General features: G+C 71.5%; 14 protein-coding genes and 1 pseudogene. 3 read left to right on the top strand and 12 right to left on the bottom strand.

The annotated features are described in order from the left end of the window. Both G5C51_RS27955 and G5C51_RS27960 read right to left on the bottom strand, forming a co-directional pair. Positions 1 to 737 (bottom strand): annotated as a pseudogene (locus G5C51_RS27955) (hypothetical protein); the annotation flags it as partial. Beyond that, a complete protein-coding gene (locus tag G5C51_RS27960; RefSeq protein WP_165241015.1) occupies positions 734 to 1,597 on the bottom strand; it encodes a thiopeptide-type bacteriocin biosynthesis protein in 864 nt (287 codons plus the stop codon). The pseudogene G5C51_RS27955 and the gene G5C51_RS27960, both read right to left, overlap by 4 nt. Positions 1,598 to 1,785: 188 nt before the next feature. Here G5C51_RS27960 and G5C51_RS27965 point away from each other — a divergent pair, with 188 nt between their 5' ends. Next, positions 1,786 to 3,222, top strand: a complete 1,437-nt coding sequence (locus G5C51_RS27965; protein ID WP_165241016.1) for an AAA family ATPase — start codon at positions 1,786 to 1,788, stop codon at positions 3,220 to 3,222. Here G5C51_RS27965 and G5C51_RS27970 read toward each other — a convergent pair. Next, positions 3,219 to 5,219 (bottom strand): hypothetical protein, encoded by a 2,001-nt coding sequence (locus G5C51_RS27970; RefSeq protein ID WP_165241017.1) that lies wholly within the window; start codon positions 5,217 to 5,219, stop codon positions 3,219 to 3,221. The genes G5C51_RS27965 and G5C51_RS27970 overlap by 4 nt on opposite strands. Before the next feature lie 158 nt (positions 5,220 to 5,377). On the opposite strand from G5C51_RS27970, the gene G5C51_RS27975 reads away from it, so the two are divergent. Continuing rightward, positions 5,378 to 6,865 (top strand): ABC transporter substrate-binding protein, encoded by a 1,488-nt coding sequence (locus G5C51_RS27975; RefSeq protein ID WP_165241018.1) that lies wholly within the window; start codon positions 5,378 to 5,380, stop codon positions 6,863 to 6,865. A gap of 36 nt (positions 6,866 to 6,901) precedes the next feature. Here G5C51_RS27975 and G5C51_RS27980 read toward each other — a convergent pair whose 3' ends face one another. The 9 genes from G5C51_RS27980 to G5C51_RS28020 all read right to left on the bottom strand — a co-directional run bounded on the left by G5C51_RS27980 (position 6,902) and on the right by G5C51_RS28020 (position 17,780). Further along, complete coding sequence (locus tag G5C51_RS27980; RefSeq protein ID WP_240929970.1) at positions 6,902 to 8,080, bottom strand: DUF5605 domain-containing protein; 1,179 nt, start codon at positions 8,078 to 8,080, stop codon at positions 6,902 to 6,904. A gap of 5 nt (positions 8,081 to 8,085) precedes the next feature. After that, positions 8,086 to 9,507 carry a DUF5060 domain-containing protein gene (locus G5C51_RS27985; protein ID WP_206314404.1) on the bottom strand — a complete coding sequence of 474 codons (1,422 nt, stop codon included), beginning with the start codon at positions 9,505 to 9,507 and terminating at the stop codon, positions 8,086 to 8,088. Next, a complete protein-coding gene (locus tag G5C51_RS27990) occupies positions 9,504 to 10,580 on the bottom strand; it encodes a sialidase family protein (RefSeq protein WP_165241023.1) in 1,077 nt (358 codons plus the stop codon). Before G5C51_RS27990 ends, G5C51_RS27985 begins: the two co-directional genes overlap by 4 nt. Continuing rightward, positions 10,577 to 11,590, bottom strand: coding sequence for an ABC transporter ATP-binding protein (locus tag G5C51_RS27995; RefSeq protein ID WP_165241025.1), 1,014 nt, complete (start codon positions 11,588 to 11,590; stop codon positions 10,577 to 10,579). Before G5C51_RS27995 ends, G5C51_RS27990 begins: the two co-directional genes overlap by 4 nt. Next, the gene (locus G5C51_RS28000) at positions 11,587 to 12,624 is read right to left on the bottom strand and encodes an ABC transporter ATP-binding protein (RefSeq protein ID WP_165241027.1); all 1,038 of its coding nucleotides are present in this window, start codon (positions 12,622 to 12,624) and stop codon (positions 11,587 to 11,589) included. The genes G5C51_RS27995 and G5C51_RS28000 overlap by 4 nt, the downstream gene beginning before the upstream one ends. A 10-nt stretch (positions 12,625 to 12,634) precedes the next feature. Continuing rightward, positions 12,635 to 13,738 carry an ABC transporter permease gene (locus G5C51_RS28005; RefSeq protein WP_240929971.1) on the bottom strand — a complete coding sequence of 368 codons (1,104 nt, stop codon included), beginning with the start codon at positions 13,736 to 13,738 and terminating at the stop codon, positions 12,635 to 12,637. 69 nt (positions 13,739 to 13,807) lie between these two features. Continuing rightward, a complete protein-coding gene (locus G5C51_RS28010) occupies positions 13,808 to 14,809 on the bottom strand; it encodes an ABC transporter permease (RefSeq protein WP_165241029.1) in 1,002 nt (333 codons plus the stop codon). A 24-nt stretch (positions 14,810 to 14,833) separates the two neighbouring features. Beyond that, entirely contained in the window at positions 14,834 to 16,828 is a 1,995-nt protein-coding gene (locus G5C51_RS28015) for an ABC transporter substrate-binding protein (protein ID WP_165241031.1), read from the bottom strand. Next, positions 16,818 to 17,780 carry a dihydrodipicolinate synthase family protein gene (locus G5C51_RS28020; protein WP_165241033.1) on the bottom strand — a complete coding sequence of 321 codons (963 nt, stop codon included), beginning with the start codon at positions 17,778 to 17,780 and terminating at the stop codon, positions 16,818 to 16,820. The genes G5C51_RS28015 and G5C51_RS28020 overlap by 11 nt, the downstream gene beginning before the upstream one ends. Before the next feature lie 205 nt (positions 17,781 to 17,985). Here G5C51_RS28020 and G5C51_RS28025 point away from each other — a divergent pair, with 205 nt between their 5' ends. Next, the gene (locus tag G5C51_RS28025) at positions 17,986 to 18,717 is read left to right on the top strand and encodes a GntR family transcriptional regulator (protein WP_165241035.1); all 732 of its coding nucleotides are present in this window, start codon (positions 17,986 to 17,988) and stop codon (positions 18,715 to 18,717) included. Positions 18,718 to 18,741 lie beyond the last annotated feature (24 nt).

Below are 18,741 nucleotides of genomic sequence, written 5' to 3' on the forward strand. Positions count from 1 at the left end.
CAGCTGCTGGCACCACCCGCACCGGCGCGATGCTCGTTCTCCGCCCAGTACGTGGCGACCTCGTCGGTCAGCGCCATCTCCCTACGGACCGCACCCCCGGGCTCGGCGGCGTCCAGCGCGGCAACGTGGCCCAGCCACCCCCGCGGCGTCACCTTCGCCGACCCGCGCGCGATCATCCGCCACAAGTAGTCGGCCCGTCGCCGCTCCCGAGCCGCGCCCTCGCCGCCGCCCGGCAAGCCGCCCTCGGCCGCCGGAAAGGTGCCGTCCGCCAGCGCCCGCCGCCCCACCGGATGCCCCGCGAGCAGCTGCCGCCCTGCCGTGCCGAGCCAGGCGAGCTCCGCCTTGTGCCGTACGCCCGCGAGCGCCCGCAGCTCCCCCACCGCCTCGCCGAGCTTCCCGGTCTCGGCCAGCCCGGCGACCGCTCCCCCACCGGCAGCCCCGCCGCACCGGCGGGCGAGCTCGGTCAGCCGGGCGTGCTCCGCCGCGCCCGGCACGTATCCGCGGTGCAGCCGCCGCCGTTGATCCAGCGCCCACCGCCGCTCCGCCACCGAAAGCCCCGGGTGCGGTATCAGCTCCCGGCCGATCACCTCCGCCGCCCGGCCCGCGGACCGGGCGAACTCCCGCTCCACGTCATCGAGTTCCCGGAGCAGCTGAAAGAGGTACGGCGAGCCGGCAGCACACCACAGCCGCACCGGAAAGCCCGCCGTACGCAACAGGACCGCGCTCGTCCGCGTCACCGCTCGGCCCACCGCGGGCGGGCGGTGAGCGCCGACGTGATCAGCGCCTGCCGTACGGCGGAGAGCCCGGCCCGGTTCCAGTGGAAGACGATCACGAACGCGGCCGCCTCCCGCGGCCCGACCGCCGGCCGGCCGGCGGTGAAGTACTCCTCCCGCCAGCGGGCGGCGGTCGCCGTCACCTCCTGGCCGTACTCCTCCGCGAGGCGGAGCGCCTGCGGGCTCAGCACCGCGGCCGGCTGCCGCGGGTCGGCCCAGGCCGCCCGCAGCGCGGCCGCCGCCGGCGCGGCTGCGGGCGGCTGTCCGTCACCGGCGAAGCCGCGCCCCGCCTGCCGCCGCAGCCGGTCCCAGACGTCGAGGTCCTCCCACCCGACGATCCCGAGCGCGTCGAGCAGCCCGCGGATCATCCGCAGCGACATGGCCCAGACCGGCCCGGGGTCCGCCTCCGTATGAAATCCGAGCCAGGCCAGCGAGTCGGCGGTGAACACCCGGTGCACATGGGCCATCGAGACCGGCCCGCCGAACAGAAACTCCTCCGGCTCGTACGCTCCCGGGGACCACGCCGCCACCAGCCCGTCCCGCCGCCACTCGTCCAGCGCCGTTCGCACCCGCTCGTCCACGGCGTCGGCCCGGCCTTCCGCGCACCGGAAGCGCACCCGCAGACCCGGCGGCTTGCGTACGAAGAAGAAGTCCGCCACGTCGCCCGCGACGAGCGAGTCCGCCGCGAGGGTACGGAGCTCGGCGAGGACGCGGCGCAGCATGCCGGCGTCGCGGGGCTCCAGCGCGAAGTGCAGCCATTCCGAGGGGGGCCGCTGCGCGGAACCGCACGCCGCCGGCAGCTCCTCGTCACGGTGGTGAATCACGATGGCCTGCCTCCTCTGTGGCGCAAATCGCACCTATCCGCTGCCGTCCGCCCGCCGAATGTCCGGTGGCGGAAGCACGCCACGGATGCTGGCAAAGGGCTCCCGTGGCGGCCGCGCATCACGGACGCCACCGGACACGCCCGGACGCGTCCGGCCGACAGGGCGAGGTGGCCAACGGGAGGACACAGGTGTCCCAGGACACTGACCGCGCACGGCGCAACGGCACTTCACCAGCACCCCCACTGCACGGCCTCGATACCGTGCACACGCTCGCCGACCTGGCCGGGGTGCTGCGCCGGCTCCGCCGCCGCGCGGCGCGTCACAACGGCGCGCCACCCGTGACCTTCCGCCAGCTGGCGGCGCGGACCGGCTGGTCCCGCGGGGCGATCGGCGGCTACTTCGCGGGCAAGAACCTGCCGCCGACCGACCGCTTCGACGTCCTGGTCCGGCTGCTCGGCGCGACCGGCCACGAAATCGGCATGCTGGCGACGGCACGCGACCGGGTGGAGGAGTCCCGCCGCACCCGGCCGGCCCGGGCCACCGTCGCGGCGCGGGACCGGGAGCGGCCCGTATCACCGCACCAGCTGCCGCCGGACGACGCCGGACTGGTGGGCCGGGAGCGGGAGTTGGCGGCGCTGGCTGCCCTGCTGCCCGTTGAGTCCCCGTGGCGCGGTGCGACCGTGGCGCTGCACGGGGCGGGTGGCGTAGGCAAGTCCGCGCTCGCCCTGCACGCCGCGCACCGCCTCGGCGACCGCTTCCCCGACCACCGGCTGTACGTCGACCTGCGCGGCACGACCCGCGGCGAGCGGCCGCTGCCGCCGCGGGCCGCGCTGGTCAGGATCCTGCGCGCCCTCGACACCACGGCGGGCTCCGCAGGCGAGACCGAGACCGAAGGCGAAGCCGAGGCCGAGGCCGAGGCCGAGGCCGATTTAGCCGCCCGCTACCGCGAACTGGCCGCCCGCCGCCGCCTGCTGATCGTCCTGGACAACGCCCACGACGTCGCCCAAGTGCGCCCGCTGCTCCCCGCAGGACCGCACTGCGCCGCACTGATCACCTGCCGCCGCGTCGTCGCGGCCATGAACGGCACCACGCACCTGCACGTGCCCCTGCTCTCGCCGGACGACTGCCTCACGCTGCTCGGCAGATACGCCGGCGCGGACCGCCTGGCCGCCGACCGAACGGCCGCGGAAGCCGTGACCCACCTGTGCGGGCGCCTTCCCCTGGCCCTGCGCATCGCGGGTGCCCGGCTGGCCGCCCGCCCCGGCTGGCCGGTCTCGGCACTGGCCACCCGCCTCGCCGACCCGCACCGCCGCCTCGACGAACTCAGCTACGCGGACCTGGCCGTCCGCCCCACCCTCGAATCCGACTACGAAGCCCTCCTCGCAGGGGACGAAGCCGACCGCCGCGCGGCTCGCACCCTCCCGCTCCTGGCTCTTCCGGACACCGAGACCGACCCGCTGACCCCCCGCGAAGCAGCCCAGCGGATGGGCACGGACCACCACACGGCGGAAGAAACCCTGGAGCGCCTGGTGGACGCCCAACTCCTCCGCTCCGACGCCCCGGGCCACTACCGCTTCCACCCCCTGACCCACCTCTTCGCCAGGGAACTGCCGCCGAAGCTCTAGCCCTGCACCGCCAGCGCCTGCGACAGCACCTGCGCCGTCACCCATGACGGGTTCCAGGTGTTGCTGGTGCCGCGTTCCTGCCAGTCCGTCGGGTAGAAGCCCTCCGCCTGCTCGCCCGGCGCGTCGAAGCCCCACTCCCCCGGGCGGGTGCAGATGCCCTGCCCCAGTGCGTGGAGGATGAGCTCCGCCAGCTCGACGTACGTCCGCCGCCCCGTCAGCTCGCCGAGGTGGCGCAGCTCCCGGGCCGGGAAGAAGGCGTCCAGGTGGTGGTTCTGCACGCTCACGCCGGGCCAGCCGACCGCGGAGAACCCGCTCTCGCGCAGCGGGGATCCGGGCGGGTACGGCGGGTTCCACTGGTAGACCCAGGTGAGCAGCCAGTCGGCGGTGGCGGCGGCCCATTCGCCGTAGCGGGTCTCGCCGGTGAGCCGCAGCAGCTCGTACGCGCACTGGAAGAAGGCCATCCCGGCCTCCTTGTCCTCGCACGCCGCGTCGAGGGTGGCGTGGCAGAACGGGGTCGAGAAGTCGGTGGCATGCCGGGCGTGGTAGCGCTCCAGGAGCCGGACGGCGGTCTCCCGGTGGCGGCGCGTGCCCGTGGCCGACGCCGCCTTGAGCATGGCGAGTACGCAGGGCAGTCCGGCCGCGCCCGCCGTTCCGGGATGCGGGGTGCCGTCGAGGCGCCAGCCGAGCGGGATCATGCCGTCGGGTGTGAGGCCTTTACGGACGGCGTCGAGGCCCTCGTCCAGGGCGTGCGCCCAGCGCTCCGGTACGGGCCTGTCGTGGGCGCGCAGCAGCGTGATCACGTCGGCGAGGTCGGCCAGCGTGTCCCCGTACGCCCGGGCGGAGATCAGCGGCTGCCCGTCCCGCTCGAAGGTGCTCCAACTCCCGTCCGACAGCCGGTGGAAGCTCATCCGCAGGCCGGGTGGTGCGGCTGCGGCGCTGCCGTCCAGGTAGAAGTCCACGGCGCGGTAGCAGCGTTGCAGGCGGTGCTCGTCGGCGTGCCGCAGGCCGAGGCGGGCGTCGCACCAGGCGAGCTTCAGGGCCTGGCCGGTCCAGCCGTACATGAATCCCGGCTCGTGCCCGGGGCCGGTGAACTTCAGATATCCGGCGGTGGCGCCGTGCTCGTGCCAGCGGCGGTCCAGGGCCGCGGTCTTGAGCTCGATGATCTCGCCCAGGGACAGCGGGGGGGCACCGGTCGGCTCGTACAGCCGCAGGCCCTCGTGGACCATGGCGCGGAAGCCGTGGCCGGGCCGCTCCGGGCGGCCCCCGTGCAGGGCGTGGTGGGTGGTCAGCGCGGCGCCGGGAGGCAGGTCGCGGTAGCCCCGGGGCCGCGGGGAGGTCGTGGCTTTGTGCGTGTAGGCCACGTCCGGGGCGCCGTTGAGCAACAGCGGGCCGCTGAGGGCGAGCAGGGTCGTGGGGCCGGCGGCGAGGGCTCCGAGTGAGCCGTCGCCGGGGGTGCACGCGTACAGCGTGAGGAAGCCGGCGGCCCATTCGGCGTGCGCGCACGGCACCGGCAGCCGGTGCTCCTCGACCACGAGGCCGCCGCCCGCGCAGAGCCGCGGGACGGTGCGGTCCGGGTCCGCGGACGGGTTGCCGCGGTAGAGCACCTGGGGCAGGGTGACGGAGTCCGGCGCCGCGTCCGGCAGCGGGATCGCCAGGCCGACGGCGAGGTCGCGTATCACCGTCGTCCCGGGATTCCGCCAGGTGACGCCGGCGTGCAGCAGCCCGTCCCGGAAGGCGAACGAGGCCTCCACCGCGAGCGGGCCGACAGCGCCCCGCACGACGAGCTCATCCCCCGTCCGCCGCAGCTCCGCCTCGCGTAGGCCGGGAAATGCCGGTCGCCAGGGGCTTCCGGTCGAGACCAGCAGCATGGCGTCCAGCCCGCAGGAGATGTACGGGTCCGGGTCCGTCTCGCGGCCCAGCCGCAGCCACAGGCCGCCGCCCCGCCGTCGCCGGATCTCCAGGGACAGCCCGCCCCCTCGTACCTCACCGGCGTCCACGGCACTCCTCCCGCCACCCAACAGGCCTCGCGTGCACGGGTGTTGACGCCCATGCCGCACGCCACGAGGATAGTGGCATTCAGCTGGCATGCCACCAACTGCGCACTTGATCGTCACACCCGTCAGAGCCGCCCGCCCCGACAAGGAGCAGTGTGACCATGAGTCAAGGCCCGAAGGACGAGCGGAGCCCCCGCAGATTGACCCGCAGAGGCTTCGCCACCGGCGCGCTCGCCGGTGCTGCCGCCCTCGCCGGAGTGCCGGCAGCGGCGGCCGACCGCAGCACCGCACAGCCCGCCACGGTCGCGAGCGGCCGGTATACCACCCGCGCGGGCGCCGTCTGCACACCCGTGCCCAACCGCTACGACGAGCCCTTCGAGGTATGCGACGACGAGCTCTTCGTCTTCCTCGTCAACTACAAGCCGTTCGAGGTCGAGGGCTTCTTCGACACCGTCGTCGGCAAGCAGATGAAGGCCGCGTTCCCCGACATCAAGTTCAAGGTCGCCACCTGGGACCAGCCCGTCAGGTACGAGGAACTGGAGAAGGCCGGCGTCGTCCCGGACATCATCATCGACGACCCGCGCCGCCGCATCGACCGCGACCTGGAGCCACGCGGCTGGCTGCGCGACCTCAGCGACGAGCTGGAGCCGGCCGGCATCGACCTCGGCACGCTCAACCCGGCCGCGGTCGAGATCATCAAGTCCCGGTCCGACGGCGGCGTGTACGGCGTGCCGCTGTTCGTCGACGACTATGTGCTGCTCTACAACAAGAAGATCTTCGACCGCTTCAAGGTCTCCGTCCCGCAGAACGGCACCACGTACGACCAGGCCTACCGGCTGGCCGGCCGGCTCACCCGCGAGGAGGACCTGGTCGCGTACAAGGGCTATCTCCAGCACCCGGACCTCTACCTGGAGTTCAACCAGCTGGGGCGCTACCCCTTCCTGCCCACGGGCAGCGAGAGCCCGAAGCCCGAGGACATCAAGGTCGACATCACCTCGGCGGACTGGCAGCGGCTCGGCAGCAATCTGGAGCGCTTCCTGTTCATCCCGCGGAACATCTTCACCTCCGTCGACGACTTCTTCACCACCGGCCATGTCGCGATGGCCGTGGACACGCTCTGGAAGTTCAACGCCTACGCGCTCAACGAGACCTTCATCCACGCCGACGACCGCGAGCAGTACCGGGAGCTCGCCAAGAACGTCGACCTCGGCGTCGTCTCCGTGCCCGTCCTCGGCGGCGGCGACGACGCGACGTACCAGCCGAACACCATCGCCGCCTTCCTGCCGCCGCAGTCGAAGAAGAAGGAACAGGCGCTGAAGGTGCTCAAGTGGCTGGTCTCCGAGGAGGCGCAGTCCGGGATGGCCGCGCACGGCATGAAGCCGGCCCTCGAGTCGGACGCCGTCGTCCAGGCCTTCGGCACCAAGGCCCCCGCCCTGCAGGGCATCGACACCTCCGGCGTCTTCTGGGGTGACAACGCCGTGGTGCACGGCTACGAGCAGACCGAGTACTGGGACATCCCGCTGTACATGGTCTTCCGCCAGCACGTGCTGCGCGACGGCCTGTCGGTGAAGTCCGCGCTGACGATCACCGAGACCAAGGACATCCCGGCGTACATCAAGGGCCAGGCCGAGGCCGGCCTCGACTGGTAGCCCGACCCCCAGACCACCCGGGGCTGCTCGCGGCTCTCACCCCCCGGGTGCCCGGCGGATCCGTATCGCGCAGTACGGGTCCGCCGGGAGCTGTACCTCCGCCCGGCCGCCGGAGAGCGCGCGGGGCGCGCTGACCGTCATGCGCCAGGTGTCGATCACCTCCGCACGCCAGGAGCCTTCCGCCAGCTCGAAGCGGCGGTACGGGTAGCGGTGCGGGCCCAGGTACTGCAGGACATAGCCGTCCGGCGTCTCCAGGGTCGAGGCGTCGTAGTAGCGCGGATTGTGGGTCAGGCCCGGTGGTGCCGACTCCAGCACATGCCGGAGGAAGGCGATGCGATCGGCGGCCTCGCCGGTCAGCCGGCCGCCCTCGGCGCTCCAGGGGCGCGGGCCGTAGGACTCGGCGTGGGTGACGTAGCCGCCCTGGCAGGTGCCCTCCCAGATACGGGCCACCAAGTCGCGCGCCGGCAAGCTGCGCTCCGGGGCCGGGGCGTCGCCCTCCGCGCCGCAGTCGTCGACCACGACCGGCTTGCCCAGCTGCTCGGTGAGGGCGGCGACGCCGCGGGTCTCCTCCAGGCGGACGCCGGCGTGGGTGAGCCAGGGGGCGCCGAAGTCGGTGTCCGGGCCGCCGTGGACGCTGATGAGGTGGTGCGCGTAGTCGTGCTCCAGGATCGCCGTCTGGGCATCCGGGTCCCGCGGCGCGCGCCACCAGACGTTGCGGTACGCGGCCAGCCGGGAGACCGTCGCGGCGATGTCGCGGCCGGTGAGGTCCACCTCGGCCTCGATGCCCAGCCGGCGCAGGCCGGCGATCTGTTCCGCCAGCCGGTCCAGCGGCAGGGCGGAGGAGGCGGGGAGCCGGACCCGGTTGAAGGGCGACACCGCCAGCGCTCGCAGCGTGGCCGTTCCGGCATCGCCGACCGTGGTGGTCATCGGGTGGAAGGGCCGGCCGTCCGCGTACGCGAAGTGCCGCCCGCCGACCGCCAGGACCGGGCCGTGATTGCCGTCGGACGGCGGCCCGCAGGTGAAGGCGCCGGCCCCCTCTCCGGCGGAATAGCGCCACTCCCCCTCCACGTCCGGCATGAAGCGCACCAGATGCCCGCCGCCCGCGCCCGCGAAGGCCGCCGCGGTGAAGTGCCGCGCCCCGTCGGTGAAGACCGCCTCGACGCCCGGCCCCGCGACCGGCAGCTCGAAGATCCCCCACCGCTCCACGGTCCGCATCCCGCTCACGCCACCCTCCGGATCCGCAGCGCCATGTCCGTACGCCCCTTCAGCTCCACCCGCACGCGTCCGCGGTGCGGGCCGTCCGGCAGCTCCGCCGCCGTCATGTTCCACGTGTCGATCAGCTCGATGCGGTAGTCGCCCCCGTCCGGCAGCTCGACGTCCCGGTACGCGGGCTGGGCGGCGCCGGTGAACTCCAGCCGGTACGTGCCCTCCCGCCGTGCCGCCACCAGGTCCGCCGGAGCTTCTTCAAGTACCCGGCGCAGGAAGGCGATCCGCGGCACGCTCTCCCCGTGCAGCCGTCCGCCCCGCGAGATCCAGGTGGTGCCGTCGCGCCCGGCGTCCGGATACGCCTCGCCGTGCGTGACGTAGCCGCCCTCGACCGCCGCGTGCCACAGCTGCCGCAGCAGCGTCCGTCCGGTGAGATTGCCCCAGCGCCGTTCGGCGGTGCCCTCGTAGCCGATCTCGTCGATGACCACCGGCTTGGGGCAGGCGTCCCGCCAGCGGGCGGTGAGCCGGGCGTCCCAGTGCTGGATGCTCTGGTGGGTGATCCAGCGGCGGCCGAAGTCGTAGATCCGCTCGTAGGTGTACATGCGGGTGCCGTTGTGGATCGAGCGCAGCCGCTGGTACGGGTCGTGGCGCTGCACGAAGCGGCCGAGGTCGTCCCAGTCCGCCACCGTCTTATGGGTGTTGAAGTCGTACTCGTTCGACAGCGACCACCAGACGTGCCGGTACGCCGCCAGCCGCGCCATCGCGTACCGCAGCAGGAAGCGGTCCTCCTCCGGGGACATCCGGTCCAGGCACCAGCGGCCCTCGTCGTACGGATGGAAGAGGATCACGTCCGCCTCGATGCCGAGCGCGAGCAGGTCGCGCAGCCGGCGCTCGAAGTGCCGCCAGAAGGCCGGGTTGAAGCGGGTCGTGTCCAGCGTCTCCGGGCTGTCGCCGGCGAAGGCGAGGCGGGGCGGGTCCATGCCGCCGGTGGGCAGCAGGCACATCCGCACCTTGGTGAAGGGCGCGTCCGCGAGGACGCGGAGCGTCTCCTCCTCGCGGTCCAGGTCGTCGAGGTGGTTCCAGTGGTAGCAGGTGGTGCCCAGCGGCAGATAGCGGGTGCCGTCGGCGTAGGCGAAGGTGCGCGGGCCCGCCACCCGTACGGGTCCGTGGTTGCCCGGCGCCGGCGGCGTGCACGTGAAGGTGCCGCGGCGGCCGTCGAGTTGGGAGGCGGTGGAGCGGGTGACGTAGCGCCATTCCCCCTCCGCGTCCGGCATGAAGCGGATCCGGTAGCAGCCGGCGCCGTCGTAGAAGCCGTCGACCGGCACGACGCGGTTGCGGTGCTGGAATTCGGCGCGCAGCGGCACGTCCCGGTACGGGTTCCCGGCGGCGGGGCCGTCCAGCGCGAGCTCGTACACGCCCCACCGCTCGACGCTCACTTGCCGCCCTCGCGGATCCAGTCCTCGTCGAGCCGCACATGCTTGATCGTCTTGCGGAGATACGAGTACGCCACGTGCAGCGCGCCGTCGCGGGTCTGGATGATGCTCGGGTAGGAGTAGCCGAGCTCGTTGTCGTCGTACTCCTTGTCGGCGGTCTGCACCTCGCGCCGGTACGGCCACGTGCGGCCGCCGTCGTCGGAGAGGGCGACGGTCAGCGGGGTGCGCACGGCCTTTTTGCGCCGCCCCTCCCCCTCGCCGACCCAGCGGAACTGATCGCGTTCGAGCGAGGCGTCGTTGTAGACGAGCGCCAGCGTGCCGCTCGCCAGCCGGGTCAGCTGCACCGCGGAGTTGTTGTTGGGCAGCTCGGTCTTCCGCGGCGGCGACCAGGTGCGGCCGCGGTCGTACGACTCCGCGGCATGGATGCGGTCGGCGGCGCGGCTGCGGAAGAAGGCGTACAGGCCATCGCCGTCGCGCTGGACGGCACTCATCTGCACCAGGTGGTCGCTGTCCGGCACATCGTGCTCGCGCCAACTCGCGCCGCCGTCCTCGCTGATCAGGACGATGCTGTGCTCGGCGCCGCGCCGGCAGCGGTAGGCGGGCAGCAGCCAGGTGCCGTCCTCGAGCGGCAGCGGCGGGTTCCGTACGAACAGGCCGGGGCCGTCGAGCAGGGTGCGCGGCGGGGTCCAGGTGCGGCCGCGGTCGGCGGAGGTGCGGACGACGAGGCGGGCGGTGGTCTGGTCGTGCGGGGTGTTGGAGGGGTGGAACAGCCAGACGGTGCCGTCGGCCGCCTGGGCGAGGACCGGGTTCTGCTCGGGGCGGTCCGGGTCGGCGGACAGCGGCTGCGGGGTCGACCACCGGAAGGAGTCGTGGGCCAGCCGCGAGACGACCACATTGGTGGCGGCGTCGCCCTCCTGCGGGCCGTTGAACCAGGTCAGCAGCAGGTCGCCGTCGTCGAGTTCGAGGAGGTTGGCGGCGTGGCTGTCGCCGGGGTGCAGCACGGGCAGCAGCGCCTGCTGGAGGGCGGGGTCGTCGGGCGCGGGGAGCAGGAGGCCGTCGAAGCGCGGGTCGATCATGCGCCGCGCACCCCCGTCAGGTCGAGTTCCTCGGCGAAGTGGCAGGCGGCCTTGCGGCCGGGCCGGATCTCGCGCAGTGCGGGCACGTCGGTGGCACACCTTTCGCGGGCGTGGAAGCAGCGGGGGTGGAAGGGGCAGCCGGACGGTACCCGCGACGGGTCGGCGACCTCGCCGCGCAGCACGATGCGCTCGCGCCGCCGGGCGGCCGGGTCGGGGTCGGGCACGGCGGAGAGCAGCGCCTCGGTGTACGGGTGCAGCGGGTTCGCGTACAGCTCGTCGGTGGCGCCGGTCTCGACGACCTTGCCGACGTACATGACGACGACCTCGTCGGCCATGTACTCGACCACGCCGAGGTCGTGGGAGATGAACAGGTAGGTCAGGTCGGACTCGTCCTGGAGGTCCTTGAGCAGATTGAGGATCTGGGCGCGTACGGACACATCCAGGGCGCTGACCGCCTCGTCGGCGACCACGAGGCGCGGGGCCAGCGCGAGGGCGCGGGCGATGCCGACGCGCTGGCGCTGGCCGCCGCTGAAGGCGTTCGGGTAGCGGCGCATGTACTCGGGGCTGAGGCCGACGCGGCGCAGCAGATCCGCGACGCGCTCCTCGGTGTCCCGGGCGCTCAGCCCCAGATTCACCCGCAGCGGTTCGCCGACGATCTGCAGCAGCGTCATCCGCGGATTCAGCGACGCGAAGGGGTCCTGGAAGACGAGGCGGATCTCGCTGCGATACGGCATGAGCTGCTTCTCGCTCAGCCCCGCGAGGTCCACCGTGGTGCCATCCGTCCGGTGGTACGTGATGGCCCCGGAGGTCGGCTCGAAGACCCGCAGCAGGCAGCGGCCGAGGGTGCTCTTGCCGCAGCCGGACTCGCCGACCAGGGCGACGGTGCTGCCGGCCCGTACGGTCAGATCGACCCCGTCCACGGCCCGTACCGCGCCGACGGTGCGGCCGAACAGGCCGCGGCGGATGGGGAAGTGCTTGGTCAGGCCGCTGGTCTGCAGCAGCGGTGTCATCGCGTTGCCTCGCCTTCGTCCTCGTCCCCGTACAGCAGGCAGCTGACGGTGCCGTCGGTGCGCGCGCCCTTGTCCGCCGATACCAGCACCGGGGCGGGCACCGAGCCGGGCACCGTCACCTCGCAGCGGCCCTCCATGAAGGCGTCGCACCGCGGGTGGAAGGTGCACCCCGGCGGCCGCTGGTACGGGCTGGGCACCATCCCCCGCACCGGGCTCAGCCGCTCCCGCGACGCGCTGCCCAGCTTCGGCACCGAGCGCAGCAGCGCCTGGGTGTACGGGTGGCGGGGGTGGCGGAGCACGGTGTCCGTGGTGCCGGTCTCGACGACCGCGCCGAGGTACATCACCGCGATCCGGTCGGCGAGTTGCGCGGCGACGCCCAGGTCGTGGGTGATGAGCATGACGGCCATGCCGGTGTCCTGCTGGAGTTCGCGCAGCAGCTCCAGGATCTGCGCCTGCGTGGTGACGTCCAGGGCGGTGGTGGGCTCGTCGGCGATGAGGAGGTCGGGGCCGCAGGACAGCGCCATGGCGATCATGGCGCGCTGCAGCATGCCGCCGCTCATCTGGAAGGGGTATTCGTCGACGCGCCGCTCCGGGGCGGGGATGCCCACCCGGCGGAGCAGCTCGATGGCGCGGGTGCGGGCGGTCTTCTTGTCGACCATCTCGTGCAGCCGCAGGGACTCGCCGATCTGGTTGCCCAGCGTGTGCACCGGGCTCATGGAGGCGATGGGCTCCTGGAAGACCATCGCGACCTTCTTGCCACGCACGGAGCGGATGGCCGGGCCTTCGGCGTTCGCCATGTCGACCACGCCGTCGTCGGTGTGCACGCGGATGTGCCCGCCGGTGATCTTTCCCGGCTTGTCGACCAGGCGCAGGATCGAGCGGGCCATGACGCTCTTGCCGCACCCCGACTCGCCCACCACGGCGAGGACCTCGCCGCGCCGGATGTCCAGGGTGACGCCGTCCACGGCCCGTACGAGACCGTCATCCAAGGCGTACTGGGTGTGCAGATCCTCGACCTCGAGGAGCGACTCCATGCGGAACCCCCTACTTGTACGGGTCGGCGGAGTCCCGTAGCCCGTCGCCGACGAAGTTCATGGCCAGGACGGTGATGAACACGGCGGCGCCCGGGATCAGCAGCCATGGCGCGGTCTCCACGGTGCGGATGTTCTGCGCCTCCTGCAGCAGCACGCCCCAGCTGACGGCGGGCGACTGCAGGCCGAGGCCCAGGAAGCTCATCGCGGTCTCGCCGAGGATCATGCCGGGGACGGCCATGGTGATCGAGGCGATCACATGGCTGGACATGGAGGGGACCATGTGCCGGAAGATGATCCGCCGGCGGCCGCAGCCGTCGAGGCGGGCGGCGGTGACGAAGTCCTCCTCCCGGAGGGAGAAGAAGCGGCCGCGCACCACTCTCGCCAGGCCGGTCCAGCCGATCACCGACAGGATGGTGGTGATGGCGAAGTAGCGCGCCAGTGGCCCCCATTCGTCCGGGACAGCCGCGGACAGCGCCAGCCACAGCGGCAGCGTGGGGATGGACATCAGGAATTCGATGATGCGCTGGATCACCAGGTCGGGGGCGCCGCCGAAGTATCCGGAGATGCCGCCGAAGAACAGCCCGAGCAGGAAGCTCACGCCGACCCCGACCAGGCCGATCGACAGCGACACCCGCGCCCCGTGGATGATCCGCGAGAGCAGATCGCGGCCGGAGCGGTCGGTGCCGAGGAAGGACACCTTGTCGTCCGGGTTCGCGGCGCCGAAGAGGTGCCGGTCCCCCGGGATCAGGCCCCACATCTCGTACGAGTCGCCCTTGGCGAAGAACTTCAGCGGGATCCGCTTGTCGGGGTCCTCGGTGTGGATCTGCTCGTAGGTCTCCGGGTCGCGCTTGGAGGTGTAGCCGTTGGCGTAGAACTGCAGGCCGTCCTCCCAGCTCAGGTCCACCTTGACCATCTGCGGCGGGGCGTAGGTGCGCTTGGGGTCGGTGGTACTGGCCGAGGCAGGGGCGAGGATCTCGGCGAAGGCGACGACGAAGTACGCCAGCAGCACGATCACCGCCCCCGCCATGGCCAGCTTGTGCTTGCGGAACTTGCGCCACACCAGCCGCCAGGGGCTGGCCTGTCCGGCGAGGACGTCGCCGGGCGCACCGGCCATGGCATCCACGGGCCGGTTCCGTTTGAGCAGCCGCGGCCTCTTGCGCGACTTGGTCATCACCACGGCCGCTCACCCACCCTCGTAGCTGTGTCTGATGCGCGGATCCCACCAGGCCAGGGCCAGGTCGCTGATCAGGGTGCCGATCACGGTGAGCGTGGAGAGGATCAGGATGAAGCTGCCCACCAGATACATGTCCTGGTTGGTCACGCCGCCGAGCATCAGCGGCCCGGTGGTCGGCAGATTCATCACGATCGAGATGATCACCTCGCCGCTGATCAGGCCGGGCAGCAGCCAGCCCACCGTCGAGAAGAACGGGCTCATCGACATCCGGAACGGATACTTCAGCAGCAGCTTCCACTCCGGCAGGCCCTTGGCCCGGGCCGCCACCACATACGGCTTGTGCAGCTCGTCGAGGAGGTTGGCGCGCGCGATCCGGATGCCGCCGGCCGTGCCTGCCACCGCGATGATCACGATGGGCAGCCAGATGTGCGAGGCCAGGTCGAGCATCTTGCCGAGGTTCCACGCGGCGTCCTGGTATTCGGGCGAGAACAGCCCGCCGGGACTCATCCCGAAGTAGCGCATGCCCACCCACATCAGCACCAGCGCGAGCATGAACTCCGGAATGGCCATGCCGACGAAGCCGAAGAACGTGGCCACGTAGTCACCGGCGGAGTACTGCTTGACCGCCGAGTAGATGCCGATCGGATACGCGATCGCCCAGATCAGCAGCATGGTGGCGACGGACAGGGTGAAGGAGAGCGCCACCCGGTCCCAGATCAGGTCCGAGACCGGTCGCATGTTGTACGCGAAGGCCTGCCCGAAGTCGCCGTGGAAGATGATGTTGCTGATCCACTTCCAGTACTGCGCGAAGAACGACTGGTCGAGCCCGTAGCGCTCGCGCAGCCCCGCGGCCTCGGCGGGACCCATCACCTCGCCGCGCTCCTCGGCGTTGGCCTGGAGCGTGGAGACGTAGTCGCCCGGCGGCAGCTGGATGATGAAGAACGTCGCCAGCGAGATGGCCCACAGGGTCATGACCATCCAGCCGAGCCGGCGGATGAGGAACGAGAGCATTTCCCGGCTACTCCCGTCCGGCCGTCAGGCCTTGCCCTTGAAGAAGTAGGTGCTGGGATTGCTGGGGCCCGGGGCCTGGTGGAAGGCGGCGGCGCTGAAGGTCTTGGGCACGTTGCCCATATCCGTCTTGGCGATGCCGTATTCGCTGGGCGAGGTGGAGATGCCGATGTAGTAGAACTCCTCCTTGGTGATCTCCAGGACCTGCCGGGCGAGCCGCACGGCCTCGTCGGGGTCGAAGGTGGCGCGCATCTTGTCGTAGATCTTCATCTGCTCCTTGATGCGGGCCGGCGGCTCCTCGCCGTCCTCGCCCTCCCGCATGTACCACTTGGCCCACTCGCCGCCGAAGCGGGAGGAGCCGCGCGGGTTGGTGGGCAGGAAGTAGTGGTTGCCGCCGGTGCCGGTGCGGATGTCGAAGTTGTTGCAGTCCCAGACGGCAGCCTCGGACTCGCCGGCCTCGACCCGCTGCCAGTAGAGTTCCTCGGCCATGCGGGTGACGGTGGCGTCGACGCCGACCTTCTTCCAGTCGCTGCGCACCATGTCCACGGCATCGACGAGGTCGGCCATCTCGGAGACCACGAAGACCTTGAAGGCCACCGGGTCGCCGTCCTTGGTGAGGCGGATGCCGTCGCCGTTGCGCTTGGTCAGCCCTGCGCGGTCGAGGTAGTCGTTGGCCTTGGTGACCGAGAACTCGGTGTACTGGGTGCCGAGTTCCTTGTTGTACAGCTCGTTGCCCGGGCCCGGACCCGCCTGCCACGGCTTGCCCTGGCCGGCGAAGACCGTCTCGATGATCTTCTTCCGGTCGATGGCGTAGGACAGCCCGATGCGGAAGTCCTTGTTGGCGTACAGCGCCCGCTTCTTCTTGTTCTTGTGGGTCTGGTTGAACCCGATGATCATCGTGTTCGCGGTGTCGGCCTTGACGTCGATGAGGCGGTAGCCGCCCTTCTCACGGTTGCGCGCGATCACCGGCTTGTTGCGTACGGTGCCGAACTGGTAGAGCTGCATGTCCAGGTCGCCGTTCGAGACCTGGAGGACCTCTACCTCCGGGTCTTCGAGGATGTTGACGATGACCTTGTCGATGTAGGGCAGCTGGCTGCCGTCCGGATCCGTCTTCCAGTAGTACGGATTGCGCTCGCAGACCACCCGGCTGCCCTTGGTGGCCGCGTTGCGGGGGATCCACGCGCTGAGAGTGGGCATGGAGGGGTTGTTCCAGGGCTCCTTGATGATCTCCATGTGGGTGATCCAGTCGGAGGAGCCGGCCTTCTTCGCCTCCGCGTTGGCGTCCTTGTTGTACTTGGGGTGGTACTTCTCGAAGTAGTGCTTGGGCAGCACCAGCTCGGTTCCGGTGGTGCCCGCGATCTCCTCGAGGAAGCCCGGCTTGGGCTCTTCGAAGGTGTACTTCACCGTGACGTCGTCGACGATCTCGAAGCGGGCGGGCTTGCCCGACTTCGACAGCCACAGCTCATAGATGCCGTACTTGTGCAGCTCCTTGTCGGTCTGGAAGTCGGTGAAGGCGAAGGCGAAATCATCGGTGGTGACGGGCTTGCCGTCGGACCACCGCAGGCCCTTGCGCAGGTGGAAGACGAACTCCCTGCCGCCGTCCACCACGTCGAACTTCTCGCAGATGTTGGGCAGCAGCTTCGTCTTGGTGACGCCCTGCCAGGTGGGCTCCCAGCGCACCAGCGGCTCGTAGCCGAGGCTGAACTTCAGCCAGCCGATGTCCTCCTGGGTGATCATCGCGGAGTGCCAGGTGCCGCCGTAGCGCCCGGCCTCCTCCAGGGGCTTGACGACGAGGGGTTTCGCCGGGAGCCGCTTCTCCACCTTGGGGATCTTTCCGGCGTCGGCCTGCTTCTTCAGCGAGGGCGCCTCCTTGCCCTTCGCTCCCCCGCCGCCGCTGCCGTCGTCGGGGTCGGTGTCGAAGAAGCCGCAGCCGGAGGCGGAGGCCACGACCAGTAATCCGGCGCCGGCGCGCAGGAGCTGCCTTCTGTCGAGTCCGGGGCCTGGCAGGCGTTCAGGTGTCATCTCCACGCTCCTTTGCGGGGGCCGCCGACTCCAGTGCACGGATCACCGGCAGCACCGTCTCGGTGAGGCGCTGCTTCTCGCCTTCATCGAGGCGGGCGAGCGGCTCCGCGGCGCAATCGGCGTCGATACGGCCGAGGGTGGCCAGGAGGTACTTGTACGTGCTGGCGACCGCGGCGAGGGTGGGGGTCCGGCGCGCCTGGCGCATGGCCTCGTTGAGGTCTTCGAGCTGGTCCTGCAGATGCCGCGCCCGCGTCCAGTCGCCGGCGCGGGCGGCGTCGTACAGCGCGACGAGGTGCCGCGGGGTCAGATTGGCGAGCGAGGAGGCGGCGCCGGCGGCGCCGACCAGCAGCGAGAGGTCGGTGATGGCGCTGCCGCCGGTGAAGCACCGCAGCCGCAGGCCGAGTTGGCCCGAGCGCCTGACCAGGGAGCGGAACCAGGCCAGGTCGCCGTCGCTGTCCTTCACCCCGGCGAGGACGTCCTCCTGCGCGAGCCGCAGCAGGCAGTCGGCGCTGAGGCCGACCTTGGTCAGCCGGGGCATGTGGTACGCGTACACCGGGAAGCCGACCGCCGCGGCGATCTGCCGGTAGTGCTCGCGCAGCTCCTCGCGGGTGAACTCGGTGAAGTACGGGGCGATCACAGCCACTTGGGCCGCCCCGGCGTCCACGGCGGCGCGGGCGTGCCGCACCGCCAGCCGGGTCGCGGCGTCGCCGACATGTGCCACCACCGGCGCCCCGCCGTCCGCCGCCTTGACGGCGACGCGGACCGCCTCCGCCCGCTCCTGCGGATCGAGGGCGTGGAACTCTCCGGTGGTGCCGTTGATCCACAGTCCGTGAACGCCGGCGTCGACGAGATGCCGCACGTGGCATTCCAGGGACCGTAAATCAACCGCTCCGTCGCGCGCCATGGGCAGCACGACGGGCGCGATGATGCCGTGCAACTCCGGTAATGGCATGGGCACCCCACAGGCATGTCAGTGGTATGCCACGAGTGTTGTGCGAGCGTAAAATGATCGTCAACCCCCGTGCAGAAGGAATTTCCCGGCGTCCCCTTAACCGGCGGACTGCCGGTCGACCAGCGGCATACCATAGGGTGGCCGCAGCAGTACGGACCCGGGCGGCGGCCCGCCCGGGCGGCAAGTCGTAGAGCAGGGAGGCGGCATGACCCCATCGAGAACGGCAGCGGCCCAGAAGGGGCCGACGCCGTCGTCCACGGCGGCGGCCTCCGAGGAGAGCCTGGAGGCCCGGGCCCGGCAGGCCCTGGTGGACTGGCTGACCAAGGAGCACCCCGCCCCCGGACAGCCGGTGCCGGTACGGGAGTTCGCCCGCCGGCTGGGCATGAGCCGCACCCCGGTGCGCAGCGCGGTCGGCCGGCTCTACGAGCGCGGTCTGCTGGCCTACGACTCGACCGCCGGCTTCACCGTCGCCATACCCTCGCTCTCCAGCCTCTACGAGCTCTTCGAGCTGCGGCTGATGCTGGAGTCGCACAGCCTGCGGCTGTTCGCCGAGCGCACCGACCGCGAGCCGCCCGCGCGGCTGCGCGAACTGGTCGACGAGGCCGAGCGGTTGGCGCAGGCCTCCCTCGAGGACCCCGAGCAGTACATCGCCTTCCGGGAGAACGACAGCCGCTTCCACCGCGCCCTGGTGGAGCTCGGCGGCCTGCCCCGGATGCTGGAGCTCCACGACGACCTGCACCTGAGCATCCACGTCACCCGCGCCGGCATGGAGGCCCCCATCACCGCCTCCCGGCTGGGCGCCGCCGTGTCCGAACACCGCGCGGTGGTCGACGCCCTGGAGGCCGGCGACCGCCCCGCCGCCCGCGACCTGCTGGAGGCCCACATCATGCGTGTACGCGACCAGACGATCGCCCTCCTCGCCCGCCCCCGGATGTAGGGGGCGGGCGAGGAGGGCGATCGT

The organism is Streptomyces coryli, assembly GCF_011044975.1.
Lineage (GTDB): Bacteria > Actinomycetota > Actinomycetes > Streptomycetales > Streptomycetaceae > Streptomyces > Streptomyces coryli.

Bases quoted from the DNA above. Each gene is read 5' to 3' on its own strand.
- G5C51_RS28010 (WP_165241029.1), bottom strand. From the start codon at position 14,809: ATGCTCTCGTTCCTCATCCGCCGGCTCGGCTGGATGGTCATGACCCTG.
- G5C51_RS27980 (WP_240929970.1), bottom strand. From the start codon at position 8,080: ATGCGGACCGTGGAGCGGTGGGGGATCTTCGAGCTGCCGGTCGCGGGG.
- G5C51_RS28020 (WP_165241033.1), bottom strand. From the start codon at position 17,780: ATGCCATTACCGGAGTTGCACGGCATCATCGCGCCCGTCGTGCTGCCC.
- G5C51_RS28000 (WP_165241027.1), bottom strand. From the start codon at position 12,624: ATGGAGTCGCTCCTCGAGGTCGAGGATCTGCACACCCAGTACGCCTTG.
- G5C51_RS27975 (WP_165241018.1), top strand. From the start codon at position 5,378: ATGAGTCAAGGCCCGAAGGACGAGCGGAGCCCCCGCAGATTGACCCGC.
- G5C51_RS27995 (WP_165241025.1), bottom strand. From the start codon at position 11,590: ATGACACCGCTGCTGCAGACCAGCGGCCTGACCAAGCACTTCCCCATC.
- G5C51_RS28025 (WP_165241035.1), top strand. From the start codon at position 17,986: ATGACCCCATCGAGAACGGCAGCGGCCCAGAAGGGGCCGACGCCGTCG.
- G5C51_RS27990 (WP_165241023.1), bottom strand. From the start codon at position 10,580: ATGATCGACCCGCGCTTCGACGGCCTCCTGCTCCCCGCGCCCGACGAC.
- G5C51_RS28015 (WP_165241031.1), bottom strand. From the start codon at position 16,828: ATGACACCTGAACGCCTGCCAGGCCCCGGACTCGACAGAAGGCAGCTC.
- G5C51_RS28005 (WP_240929971.1), bottom strand. From the start codon at position 13,738: ATGGCCGGTGCGCCCGGCGACGTCCTCGCCGGACAGGCCAGCCCCTGG.